The sequence below is a fragment of the Pedobacter soli genome (genome assembly GCF_900101435.1).
GTDB classification, from domain to species: Bacteria; Bacteroidota; Bacteroidia; order Sphingobacteriales; family Sphingobacteriaceae; genus Pedobacter; species Pedobacter soli.
In genome coordinates this window covers 1-12,424 of record NZ_FMZH01000008.1, presented here as the reverse complement: position 1 = coordinate 12,424, position 12,424 = coordinate 1, and the positions used below count along the sequence as shown (strand labels likewise).

Genomic DNA, 12,424 nt, shown 5'->3' with positions numbered 1-12,424 from the left:
TATTTTATTGATTGATTAGTTAAATATTTCTGCCAGCTTTTTATCCATGGCTTCATCGCCTTCGCCGCCACCGCCATACCTGCCAATGATCACTCCGTTTTTATCGATTAAAATTTTAGTAGGAAGCGTATGGATTGCATAAGGTTCGCTAATGTCGGCTGATTTATCGTAACCCGTTTGTGTTCGTTTTAAACCGCGCAATACATGTTTCCAGATACCTATCTTATCCTGATCTACAGCTTTTTTCCAGGCTGCAAGATTACTGTCATCGTCTGATACACCAATGATTTCCAAGCCTTTATCTTTGTATTTATTATAGAGACCAATTAAATGAGGATTGCCCTTGCGACAAGGCACACACCAGCTCGCCCAGAAATCGAGCAGCACATATTTTTTACCTTTAAAATCGGCCAGGCTAATCGGCTGCCCATTGATATCGTTCACCGCAAAAACCGATGCCACGCTACCTGGCGAACCACCTTCAAGGCTTTTGATCTCTTTTGCAATCTCTTTTCCGTTTTCACTATTTTTAATCCGGTCAGAAAGTCTGGTATAAATGGCCTTGCCCTCGTTAAGCGGCATGCCACTTACTTTCCAACGCAATAAATATGCGGTGAGATAAGAATCTGGATGCGTTTTAATAAAAGACATGTCTACCTTGTCCATCTCTTCCCTAACCGGATCCATCCGGTCTTTGGCCTGGGTGGCTATTTCTTTAAGGGCTTCAAGTTCTTCTTCTGTTTTTCCTGCTTTTTTGGCATTAATGTAAGCCAGGTTAGCGTTGTTATATGCAGCAGAAAGTACGTTCATTTGATCGATCTGATCCTTTTTTTGTTTTTTCAGCGCTGTCGATTCATCCTGTGTTGCCGAACCTGTTACTTTTAATGCACTGAAGTGGCCTGCATTAAGTTCAATAGTTAAATTTCCAGGGGAGAGGAAAAACATACCCCGGTTGGGATCATCGAAATCCCTGCCGGCTTTGTCGCTGGAAATGTAGGCTTCAACAGGTTCTGTTAAAACTCCTTTAAATGCAAAAGTTCCGTTTTGAACCGCAGCACTATCCTGCACAAACTGCTCATCATTAATCCTGTATGAAAGCTTAATTTTCCCCGTAGTAATTCCTTTTATCTTGCCCTGTAGCGTAAACCCTGCTTCCTGTGCCCGGGTAGCCCATACCGTAATGAGCAAGGTGAATGTTATCAGATATTTTTTCATGTTATATTTTTTATCAGCCGGTTTATGCTGGCCTGTGGTTAAATCAATTAATTAGCTGCGTAGCCTGTATTTTGTTCGCCAAACTCCGGATTGTAGCGGAATTCGTTGAGTGGAACAGGTAAAATGTATTGAATCTGGCTCGAAATACTGGGTTTGTAAATTTTCACCGTTTCGAAAGGCAACCGAAGTAAAGCCATCCATTCACTTCCGTCTTCTGCCACAAGGCTTCTCGAAATTTCTTTATAAATTTCTTCCAGAAGCGCAGCAGAGCTTGCAGCAGTGGTAACGGCCAGATAAGGAGCATTCGCCACTGTTAAACCAGCTTTTTCCTGAATAAGGTGAACCAGTGTTTTGGCATCTTCCAAACTTCCGCCAGCGCGTACAATGGCTTCTGCTTTGAGCAGGTAAACTTCTGTTAAACGGAAGGCGTAATCGGTTTCACTTGTTACAGATGGCGTGCCCCCTACCACCTGATATTTGGTAAAATAATAGGTATTGGGTGCCGAAGTTGAGGGATTGGCGATGCCAATTACCCAGCCCTGGCGGGGATCACCTGCATATAAATCTCTTAACTTGCTTTTGGCTACATAAAGGGAAGAAGCACCGGGCCAGTACTGCCTGCTTTTGCTGTAAGGGTCGGCCGCCTGGAGTGCCTGCGGTTTAATGCCTAAAATTACTTCTTTACTGGCAAGCGCAGCGGTACGGAAAAGGTTCTGCTGGCTGCTTTCCAATACATACGGACTATTTTGAAGGATATTATCGGCAAGCTTGATTACTTCGACATAATCGCCGGCGGCTCCGCGGTTAATCAGCACCCGCATCTTCAATGCCATTGCAGCCCATTTTGTAGCGTAATAGCTTGGATTGTTTACCGGTCCGTTAGCAATAGATTCATCAAGATCGGCTAAGATAAAATCAAAACTTTCTTTTACTGTGCTTCGTTTTTTGGTGATATTGCTTAAGGTAGAAAGCTCATCGCGAAGCAATACCCCCTGGGTACTGTTAATCTTATACCACTCGGCATAATAGCTTAGCAGTTTGAAATGAGCATAAGCCCGGATAAACTTAGCTTCGGCCAGTATTTCCTTTTTACGGTTAGCTGTAAAGGCATTATCGGCCCGGGCATTCACCCCTTTAATTACTCCATTGGCAGCATTAAGAGCTTTATACGATTCTTCCCAGTAAACACCCGATACGCTTGTGTTTTGATTATCTTCCTGCGGAAGCTGTCCGTATCCGTACCCCAGATAGCCGGCTAATGTTGCAGGCAGGAGCTGGTGTTGCTGCCAGTTAGCCCTTGTGGTAGTGGCATTGGCAAAGTTGTAATATGCACCATTTAAGGCAATTTGAGCCGTTGCCTGATCAAGAATGGTATTTTCTTCGACCTTGGCATTTTTAGGCAATGCCCCCAGCTCTTTTCCACAGCTATAGAGCACCGTAAGCACCGAACCCAACAGCAATAGTTTATATAATGTTTTCATGTTTATTGTTTTGATATTAGTAAATACCTGGTTGATCTGATTATAAGCCTATTCTTACGCCAACACTAAACTGCCTTACATAGGGATATCCGCCAGAATCGCTGTACCCGCCAATTAAACTGTAAGGGTCGTTGCTGGTTTCGGGATCTACCCCCGGATAGTTGGTAATGGTGAATAAATTGGTAGCTGAAACATAGGCAGACAAGCCATTAATCTTTAATCTGTCGGTAAGTTGCTTAGGCAACTGATAAGCAAAGGTTACCGATTTTAATTTAATGAAAGAGGCATCGTACACATTATTACTGGCTGCATAGGCATAAGAGCTTTGGCCCTGTATTAAACGGGGCCTCGTGGCATTGGGGTTATCCGGTGTCCAGCGGCCGAGGATAGCCACGCCCTTATTGGTTCTTTTACCCATATCCTGATTTTGCACATCGGCCAGGTAATAAATGTCGCCACCGTAAGAGAAAGTAGCCAGTGCCGTTAAACTAAATGCTTTATAGCTTAACCTGTTGGTATAACCGCCATAGTATTTGGGTTCGGCACGGCCAATAATATCATCTTTGAAATAGCGGTAACCGCCTCCAATATCTTCCAGAATATAGCTGGCATCGCCAATGCCCAGATAAGGATAACTGCCAAACATGGCAAGCAGGTTACCATTTTTGTAGGCATTTACCTCTGCCTGGGTACTTAAAATTTTATCGAATACCCTGCCGTAAAGCAAACCAATAGGCTCGCCAACTTTTAACACGGTATTGCCGTATTGATAAACCTGCGGATTATTGGGATCGGAAACATCATTGGATAAGGCCAATACTTTAGAGCGGTTACCTGAGATATTTAATGTTCCGGACCACTGAAAGTTTTTATTTCGGATAAAATCTCCGCTTAGTTCGAGTTCCAGTCCGCGGTTGCGGATATTGGCAATATTAGCGGTTACACCTGTATAACCCGAACTTGCCGCCACGGTAATCGGGAAGAGCACATCTTTGGTACGCTTTTCATAATAACCGAATCCACCACGAAACCTGCCGTTGAAAAAAGAGAAGTCAATTCCGGCATCACGTTGTAACGTAGATTCCCATTTTAAGCGGGGATTGCCCAGCTGACTGGGCGAAAGGCCGTTGAGTCCGGCATAAGAAACCGGCGAATAAAGGGTATAAAATAAATTATCGCCAATGTTTTGCGTTCCGGTATAACCTGCACTTGCACGTAATTTAATTTCGTCGATCCATTTTACATTTTTCAGAAAGTTTTCTTTAGAAATTCTCCAGCCCAATCCGCCTGAGGGGAAATAACCTACCCGGTTGGCTTCAGGAAACTTAGAAGATGCATCCGATCGGCCGGTAAAGGTAAAAAGATACTTATCATAAAGGTTGTATGCCGCACGCATGTAAAAACTCAGCAACGAATTCTGATCTGATGTGCCGGTAGCCGGAAGGGTTACCGCAGCCGACGACAAGTTGTTCAAATAGGTATCATCAGGAAAGCCCTGACCACTTGCCGAAAAAGCATTTGATTTGGTAATCTGCCACGAAGTACCGAATACTACATTTAACCTGTTATTTTCGTTAAAATCCTTGTTATAAGTAAGGGTATTTTCAAAAAACGTATTGGTTTGCTGCGATTGTGATTGTGTTGCAGTACCATTGTTAGAGCTGCCCGATCCGTTTGAAGTGGCTATAGATGCGGTACTGGGGATATAATTGGTTTGGCGGTAGTTGTTGTAGTTTATGGCTACCGAACTTCTGAATTTTAAATCTTTCAGGATATCATATTCGCCGGCAATGCTTCCGATCAGAAAGATTGCGTTAGAACGGTTAACGCCTTTGGTTAATACGAGCGGATTTTGAAAGCCCTCATAAGCGTAAGCCCCCAAAGTAGCGGGATCGATAACTTTAACACTGCCATCTGCATTGAAAGGTTCGACCGTTGGAGGTGCAAACATGGCCTGGGTGTAAATTCCGTTGGTAATGTTATTGGTCATGAAACCATAATCGAGGTTGGTATTAAAACGTAACTTCTTACTGATTTCATTATCCAGACTTATTTTTCCGGCTACCCGCGAATAATCTGTTCCAATTACCGTACCCTGGTTTTTATTGTAGGTAACAGAACTGTAGTAGGTAGATCCCGTTCCGCCACCCCTTACCGAAACATCGGCATTATAGGTAAACGCATTGCGCAACACCAAATCCATCCAGTCGGTATTGGCCGTACCAAAATAGTTCGGATCGTTGAGTATCTGCGTAGCCAGGGCGTTAGGTGCAAGAACAGGTACTGCCGCCGCACGGGCATCATTCAGGTTTTTTGCAGCTTCCTTTACCACGGCAATATATTGGTCTCTGTTTAATACCTTTTCCTTTTCAGGCATGGATAAACCGCTATAATAATTGGCTTCGAGTACTGGTTTCTGATTGGATTTTCCTTTTTTAGTGGTAATAATTACCACCCCATTGGCAGCACGAGAGCCGTAAATAGCTGTGGCAGATGCATCTTTTAGGATATCGATCGTCTCAATATCGTTGATATTAAGCCCTCCTAAACTGTTTAAACCACGGGCAAAAGAGCCCGCAACAGTAAAATTAGGATCATCATTACCACCTCTTTCTACAGGACTCACAATGTCTGCCGCTCCTGCCTGGTAACGGTTTTGCACCTGCACCTGTACCCCGTCAATAATGTAAAGCGGATCGTTACCACCCATGAGCGAAGTTCCGCCCCTGATCCTGATCTTGGCTACCCCACCAGGAGAACCATCAGCCTGCACAACCTGCACACCAGCAGCCTTTCCGGTAAGCGCCTGGTCTATCGTGGCAAAAGGTACATTGCGTACTTCTTTCATATCTACCGATGATACTGATCCGGTTAAATCTTTTCTGCGTGCTGTACCATAGCCCACCACCACAGTTTCCTGAAGTTTATTCTCCCGAAGCTGCAAATTCACCACCATATTTGCGCTTACCGGCTGTTCTTTGGTGCTATAGCCAACATAGGAAAAAATCAGTGTGGCATTTGCAGGTACATCAATGGTAAAAAAACCTTGTGCATTGGTACTCACGGTATTTTTTAAATTACCTTTTTCCCTAACGGTTACCCCCGGAATGGGCCTTCCATCTTCATCTACTACCCTGCCGTGCATATCGGTGTTTGCAAACACCTCTTTAATGCGATCCAGTATAGAGGTTGATTTTTTGTTTAAGACAATAATTTTGTCTTTAATGGTATAATCGAATTGTTGGTCGAATACCTTTTTCAATACTTCATTCAGGTCCTGATCTTTAACATTCACATTCACTTTTCCCGCCGATTCGAGCAATCGGAAGTCGAACACAAAGTCATATCCTGTTTGGGTTCTGATTTTGGTAATGATAGATTCGAGAGAGGCATTTTTTTCATTTAAGGTTACTTTTTGGCCAAAAGAAGCCGCCGAAACCTGTAATAAAGTGGCTGTGAGGATAAGGATGACCAATTTCATAGTCAATAGGATTTTATTAGGCAGCCGCAGCCGGGCCATGCCTAGGTTAAAAGCATAAATTTGCATACTTTTGTTTAGGTTTGAGTTGATTGGAAACTGTTGCTAAATATTTCTGATTCCCGATTTCGGGAAGGGCTCAAACTCACGGATAGTGGTGTTCGCAGCACCATTATCCTTCATTAAAGCCTTGTTTTTCCGTTAACTCTGCTGTCGTAGATTTCTTTTCATTTTAGTTAGTTTGGTTTTTAGTTGATATGATTTATTGGTTATTAATTAGGCAGAACGGTTACTTTTCTGTCTTCGATTTTAAATCTGAGATGTCCGGCTTCTGCCAGGCGTTCCAAAACTGCCGCTAAGGATTTTGTTCTGGAAATGCGGCCTATGAGCGGAATATGCTTAATCTCTTCATCCTGATAGTTCACTTCTACGTTATACCAGCGTGCAATAATGATCATCACATTTTCGAGTGGTTCGGCCCGAAAATAAAACTCATTTTTAACCCAGGCCATTTCACTCTCCAGATCTGCTTCAAGTATTTTAACAGATCCTGCTTTGTTAATGGCCAGCTCACCCGGTTTCAGCAAATAACTGTTATTAATCTTAACGCTTCCTTCCAGTAAGGTTGTTCTGGTTCCTGCGGTTTGATTATAGTCGTTTACATTAAAATGCGTACCCAATACCCTAATTTCCTGCCCTGCTGTTTTAACGATAAACGGATGAGTTTTATCTTTAGTAATTTCAAAATAGGCCTCTCCAGATAGTTCAACCGACCTGTTTTTCATCCCTGCAAATGTTGAAGGATAAATAATGGAAGAAGCTGCATTCATTAAAACCACTGAGCTGTCTGGTAAAATCACTTTAATCTTCTCGCCATTGGAGGTGGCCAAACGGTTGTAAGCTATTTGCCCGCCCGGCTTGCCTGTAGTTTGACAGATAATTTCGCCATCCTGATGTTTTACGATCACTAATCCGGAAACATCATCGGTCTTTCCCGAAGTCATATCGTTAATGTATATCTTTTTCCCACCGGCCAGCGTAAGTGTTGCCCCGTTTTTTCCGGCTGATATATCCTGCGTAAAATCTACCGCAGGGGCTGTACTCAGGCTGTAAATTAAAATCCCCAAACCAACAATAACAGTTAGCGTAGCTGCTATGGCTATATTGATCCATAATTTCCGCAGACTAGTTTTGCTGTCGCCATGGCTAAATATCTGTTCCAGGATCCGGGTACTTTGGCTCTCCGTTAACTGATGCTCATCAACCTGATTTTGAATAAGCTCTCCCAGCAGGGTATCTATTTCCTGTTCATAACTGGGATCATCTACAAAATCCCATAGTTCCATTTCATCAAGTTTTGTTGCCTTTGCCGATAAGTGCAGCTGCAATAATTCTTTAAGCCTTGTTGTCTGGATTGCCATAGCGTTAATTTTACTTTCGTATTTAAACACATTGACACCAATCGCGCCGGGCCGGGGTATATCAAAAAGAAATTATTTTACAAACAACTGAATATCAGTAAGATTATTTCATCAACACCATTACCAGCAGTGGAAAAGCAATGGCATTTTTCTTCAGATGCTCTCTTATTTTCTTCAGTGCCAGCCGCATGTGTACATGAACGGTTTGAGGAGAAATACCCATTTGTTTGCCTGCTTCCTCATATTTTAATCCTTGCTGATGACAAAGCTGATAAGCCAGTTGTTGTTGCGGAGAAAGTCCGGAAATGGCCTGATCTACTATCTTTAAAGTTTCACGGTAATCGAGCTGCTCGAGTGTTGATACTTCTGACTCCTCTTCTGCGTGTGCTAAATCTAAACTGAGGTTAGCTTTTTTAGAAAGATCGCGCAGTACATTAAATGCACGGTTGCGCACCAGCCTATTTAAATAGGCTCCAAAACTTTCAATTTCCCCTAAACGCTCTCTGGTATTCCAAACATTTAAAAAAACATCCTGAACAATTTCTAAGGCAAGGTCTTCTGAATGGGTAATGCGCCTGGCAAAGCTGAAAACAAAATTTTGATAATGATTAAAAAGGCTCGTAAATGCATGCCTGTCGCCTCTCGTTATGTTGATTAACAATTCCTTTTCGTTTAAAAGTGGGGAGACAGACATTCGCGGGATTTTGTATTCTAAATTTAATAAAACATTCAATAATAATAAAAAAGTGACTGTTTCTGCCGATAATCTGAAGAAAAATTGTAAAGGGATTTGTCCTTATTTCTTAGTTGAAAGCCATATATCCTAAACTTATGCCCTGCTCATGATTGAGTAAAGCGATTAATCGTGTATTAATTTGGATAGCTGGCATGAATAGCTTCGTTCATTATTAACTTTAACCATTAAACCAAAATCTCTACTAACCAATAAAATGAAGAAAATTACCCGCATTGCTTGTATGCTTTGCTTTATGGCCTTTCAGCTAAATACTGCTTTGGCCCAGCAAAAACCCAACATTTTAATTATTATATCCGACGATCATGCTTACCAGGCAATAGGTGCTTATGGGGCTAAAATAGCCAAAACACCTAATATCGATAGAATAGTGAAAGAAGGTGCCATTTTTAACAAGGCTTATGTAACCAATTCGATTTGTGGCCCCAGCAGGGCAGTAATACTAACCGGCAAATACAGCCATAAAAATGGATTCAAGGATAATACGAATTATAAATTTGATGGCAGCCAGAATGAATTTGTAAAAAACCTGCAGGCGGCAGGCTATCAAACCGGATGGATTGGTAAATGGCACCTGGAAAGCACGCCACAGGGTTTCGACTTTTATAAAATTTTACCGGGGCAAGGGCAATACTATAATCCCGATTTTATCACCATGGATGGGAAAACAGAGCATATAACCGGTTACGCCAGTAATGTGATCGAAGATCAGGTAGAAAAATATTTAGATGGCAGAGATCAGAACAAACCATTCTGTTTAGTAATTGGCCATAAAGCTACACACCGCACCTGGATTCCGGATACCTGCGACATGGGTATGTATGATAAGGTTAATTTTCCGCTACCGGCCAACTTTTACGATGATTACGCGAACCGCGAGGCCGCTAAAATTCAGGACATGAGTATTAGTAAAACCATGCAAATGGGCTACGACCTGAAAATGTTATCGTACAGCAAGAATGGACGTGAACCATCGGTAGACCGAATGAATGCTGACCAACGGGCTAAATTTGATGCCTACTACAAACCCATTGATGCTGATTTAAAAGCCCGAAACTTATCTGGCAAAGCCTTAACCGAATGGAAATATCAGCATTACATGCGCGATTACCTGAGTACTGCAGCCTCTCTCGATAGGAACATTGGTCGAGCGCTGGATTACCTGGATAAACACGACCTGGCTAAAAATACCATTGTAATTTACCTTTCAGATCAGGGCTTTTACCTGGGGGAGCATGGCTGGTTTGATAAGCGCTGGATTTACGAAGAATCGTTCAGAACGCCAATGGTAATGCGTTACCCCGGTGTGATTAAACCTGGCACCAAATCGAACGATTTTGTATTAAACATGGATATTGCTCCTACAGTGCTCGATGCTGCCGGCGTTAGCATTCCGAAAGATATTCAGGGCGAATCGTTTTTACCTTTGCTTAACGGTAAAAATGCAAAAGGTCGCGATGCCATTTATTACCACTATTACGAAAATGGCGAACATGCAGTATCACCACACTTTGGCATTAAAACCAAAAGATATAAGCTTATCCGATTTTACACCCGCGTAAATACCTGGGAACTATATGATTTGCAAACTGATCCGAAAGAAAACACCAATGTCTTTGGTAAGAAAGGCTATGAAAAGCTTACAGCTGATTTGATGGGGCAACTGAAAAAGCAAATTGAGAAATACGAAGACACCGAAGCCGAAAAAATTCTCGCTACACCTATTACTGCAAGTGCACAATAAGGCTATAAAATGAAAATATCTAAAAGAATGTCATCCCCGAAAAAGGATGATATTCTTTTTTACAACTTAGCTTAATAAGTGAGGTTCGAAAAATTGAATAAGTAACCTTAATTGTCTTAACTCAATGAAAAAAAATCAAGCTAATCATTAATGAATTAAGCACATTAAGCAAGTTTACTTGATATTTATAACTTGGTGAAGTGGATAAAGCCCCTGCTAAAATATTCTGTCGTTCAAAATTCAATCATTTAACTATTTGCTTTAGCGAGTAAATGAATTTCCTTAACAAAGAGAACTCCTTAATGATGAAAAAATGAGCCTACCATTAAGAAAATAAGTCCATTAAGAAGCCTTGTTTAATTAGGATCAAGCGGAAAATAAAAGTAACCTTTATTACAGACAAGGGTTCAATATCTTTAAAGGTTGACCCAAAGGTGGGTGAATATATTTTTTTTTAAGGGGTGTAGGGAGGTTTGGATTTTTACCGGGGCTGCCTGATGGGTTAGGATAATACAGTAGTTTGTTCACCTGTTTTTTTTGAAAGCATGTTCCGGTGGTTCTTGGGTTATGGCAGTCCTGTCATCCGCTATATCCCGCTGCTACCAGGTTTATTTTAGTCGGGATGGCGGTGCTTTGGTGGGATTCGGCTATTTCACACTATGCTTACAGTGGGGCTTGATAAAATGAATAATTGGTTGGTTCGAGGACTCAACGGCTTGTTTTCCCGTGTTTTTTTAGTATTTGTGTTTGCCGAATTATCCATGATGTTATTTCACGATAGTTCCAACTGATTTTGTTTTTGATGTTAGTTTATTTCCTTACGCACCAGGTGGTCATGGCCCTGAGGTTTTGTACGTTGGTGGCTTTGATGGGTTCGTGAAGTTCCCCGCCAAGCCGTTTGGTGAGGCGCAAGAGCATTTCCTGATTGACCAGGAAGCGTTCTGATCCGTCTGGCAGGATGTAGCGGCCGTTTCCGATGAAGTGTACGGAGGATTCTATACCGATTTCGGAGGCAAGCCGGCAGAAGAAATAGCCTCCCTTTTTGAGTACGCGCCACATGGAGTCGAGCATGAGCTCGAAATGCGTGAGGTTTTCGGCAAAGTGGAGTACCGCGCTGGAGATGACCAGGTCGAATTTTTCGTTTTCGAATGGCAGGTTTTCTACTGCCGTTACGTGGAAGTTTTCTTCGGGATTGATCAGTGGGTAGCGTGCGGTAGTTTTCTTAAGCTGGGATATTGATTCCTCGTTTTTATCTACGCCAAAAACATGATAACCACTGTTTAAAAAGTAGACCAGGTTTCTGCCTGTCCCGCACCAGGCATCTAAAATATTGGTGCAGTACGAAGCCGTTTTTTGTTTCTTTTTTAGAAAAGGCCTCTGTGCAAAAACATCCCTGTTAAAAAAGGAGAGAAGAATAGTTAACGTAATTAGATATTTCATGAGCGTTTAAAATCTTGATTTTTACTAGTTTTTTGTCATTGAATAACCGATAGGTTCAACTGTATTTGGGACCATAATAAGTGTGTCATTGTGTATGGATTCCGGTATCCAGGCAGGCCCGTTCGCCATAACCATTTGCCACTGTTTTTCTGAGCTAAAAACAGTCTCTTTCCTTTCCCATGTTATCTTACTTGGAGAATTTTCTATTCCGTTATTGACAAATTGAATTGTGTTTTCTGAAAGAAACCGGAAACTTGAGTTTGGCATGTCGAAACGCGTCTTTCCTGTAAGTCCGCCATAACCATAATGGATTTTCCAGTTATGCTGGACAACCTCTTTTATCAATTTTAAAGATTTAACATTTTTAAAGTAAACAAATCCTTTGGAATCAGGACTTGGCAAGATCTCTTTTTTACAGCTACCGAAGCAAAGTGTAAAGACGATCAAAAAGAAAAAATAAGCGTTTGTTTTAAAGTTCATAAGCGTGATTTTTTATTGAATGTGTTTTTAAATAGCTGTTGTTTAATGTCTGTTAATATTGTGCGTATTTCGGCAAAAGTGACCCCTCCGTTTCGGACCAAACTGGCCGCCAATTTGATTGCCGGGCTTTGGCATAAAAGTTCCTTTCCCTCTGAACAAATATAGGCCGACGGTTTTCAAATTTCTTCTTGATACTAAGCCTTCCAGGCTATCTCTTTTAAGGGATGCTGATCCTCTTAAATTTCAGCCAACCAAAGAATCTATCCAAAACACCTTAAAAAAGTGCTTAAACGCGTTCAAAATCGTCTCACGACCCAAAGCTTAGCTGAGGCTTGTCTTTTCGAACCTATGGCTTTGAATTAGCTTTAAATAAAAACTTGGTTAAGAAATACTGTACAAAGAAAATCTGAT

The 12,424-nt window shown here is 41.7% G+C and carries 8 protein-coding genes; 1 reads left to right on the top strand and 7 read right to left on the bottom strand.

All coding sequences use genetic code 11. The annotated features are described in order from the left end of the window. Nucleotides 1-15: 15 nt before the first annotated feature. The 5 genes from BLR37_RS17245 to BLR37_RS17225 all read right to left on the bottom strand — a co-directional run bounded on the left by BLR37_RS17245 (nucleotide 16) and on the right by BLR37_RS17225 (nucleotide 8,289). Nucleotides 16-1,215 carry a TlpA disulfide reductase family protein gene (locus BLR37_RS17245; protein ID WP_090770726.1) on the bottom strand — a complete coding sequence of 400 codons (1,200 nt, stop codon included), beginning with the start codon at nucleotides 1,213-1,215 and terminating at the stop codon, nucleotides 16-18. 47 nt (nucleotides 1,216-1,262) lie between these two features. Further along, nucleotides 1,263-2,696, bottom strand: coding sequence for a RagB/SusD family nutrient uptake outer membrane protein (locus tag BLR37_RS17240; protein WP_090770724.1), 1,434 nt, complete (start codon nucleotides 2,694-2,696; stop codon nucleotides 1,263-1,265). A 40-nt stretch (nucleotides 2,697-2,736) separates the two neighbouring features. Beyond that, a complete protein-coding gene (locus tag BLR37_RS17235; RefSeq protein WP_090771035.1) occupies nucleotides 2,737-6,177 on the bottom strand; it encodes a TonB-dependent receptor in 3,441 nt (1,146 codons plus the stop codon). Nucleotides 6,178-6,446: 269 nt separating this feature from the next. Continuing rightward, nucleotides 6,447-7,595 carry a FecR family protein gene (locus tag BLR37_RS17230; protein WP_143009611.1) on the bottom strand — a complete coding sequence of 383 codons (1,149 nt, stop codon included), beginning with the start codon at nucleotides 7,593-7,595 and terminating at the stop codon, nucleotides 6,447-6,449. A gap of 103 nt (nucleotides 7,596-7,698) precedes the next feature. Then, the gene (locus BLR37_RS17225) at nucleotides 7,699-8,289 is read right to left on the bottom strand and encodes an RNA polymerase sigma factor (protein ID WP_039470685.1); all 591 of its coding nucleotides are present in this window, start codon (nucleotides 8,287-8,289) and stop codon (nucleotides 7,699-7,701) included. A 256-nt stretch (nucleotides 8,290-8,545) separates the two neighbouring features. Here BLR37_RS17225 and BLR37_RS17220 point away from each other — a divergent pair, with 256 nt between their 5' ends. Further along, nucleotides 8,546-10,093 carry a sulfatase family protein gene (locus tag BLR37_RS17220; protein WP_090770720.1) on the top strand — a complete coding sequence of 516 codons (1,548 nt, stop codon included), beginning with the start codon at nucleotides 8,546-8,548 and terminating at the stop codon, nucleotides 10,091-10,093. Nucleotides 10,094-10,903: 810 nt separating this feature from the next. On the opposite strand, the gene BLR37_RS17215 is transcribed toward BLR37_RS17220, so the two are convergent. Together BLR37_RS17215 and BLR37_RS17210 are read right to left on the bottom strand one after the other, a co-directional pair. Further along, complete coding sequence (locus tag BLR37_RS17215) at nucleotides 10,904-11,533, bottom strand: class I SAM-dependent methyltransferase (RefSeq protein WP_090770718.1); 630 nt, start codon at nucleotides 11,531-11,533, stop codon at nucleotides 10,904-10,906. A gap of 24 nt (nucleotides 11,534-11,557) precedes the next feature. Continuing rightward, complete coding sequence (locus tag BLR37_RS17210; protein WP_090770716.1) at nucleotides 11,558-12,013, bottom strand: hypothetical protein; 456 nt, start codon at nucleotides 12,011-12,013, stop codon at nucleotides 11,558-11,560. Between the last annotated feature and the right edge of the window lie 411 nt (nucleotides 12,014-12,424).

Coding starts and splice junctions, on each gene's coding strand:
- BLR37_RS17240 (WP_090770724.1), bottom strand. CDS start 2,696: ATGAAAACATTATATAAACTATTGCTGTTGGGTTCGGTGCTTACGGTG.
- BLR37_RS17220 (WP_090770720.1), top strand. CDS start 8,546: ATGAAGAAAATTACCCGCATTGCTTGTATGCTTTGCTTTATGGCCTTT.
- BLR37_RS17235 (WP_090771035.1), bottom strand. CDS start 6,177: ATGAAATTGGTCATCCTTATCCTCACAGCCACTTTATTACAGGTTTCG.
- BLR37_RS17210 (WP_090770716.1), bottom strand. CDS start 12,013: ATGAACTTTAAAACAAACGCTTATTTTTTCTTTTTGATCGTCTTTACA.
- BLR37_RS17230 (WP_143009611.1), bottom strand. CDS start 7,595: ATGGCAATCCAGACAACAAGGCTTAAAGAATTATTGCAGCTGCACTTA.
- BLR37_RS17225 (WP_039470685.1), bottom strand. CDS start 8,289: ATGTCTGTCTCCCCACTTTTAAACGAAAAGGAATTGTTAATCAACATA.
- BLR37_RS17215 (WP_090770718.1), bottom strand. CDS start 11,533: ATGAAATATCTAATTACGTTAACTATTCTTCTCTCCTTTTTTAACAGG.
- BLR37_RS17245 (WP_090770726.1), bottom strand. CDS start 1,215: ATGAAAAAATATCTGATAACATTCACCTTGCTCATTACGGTATGGGCT.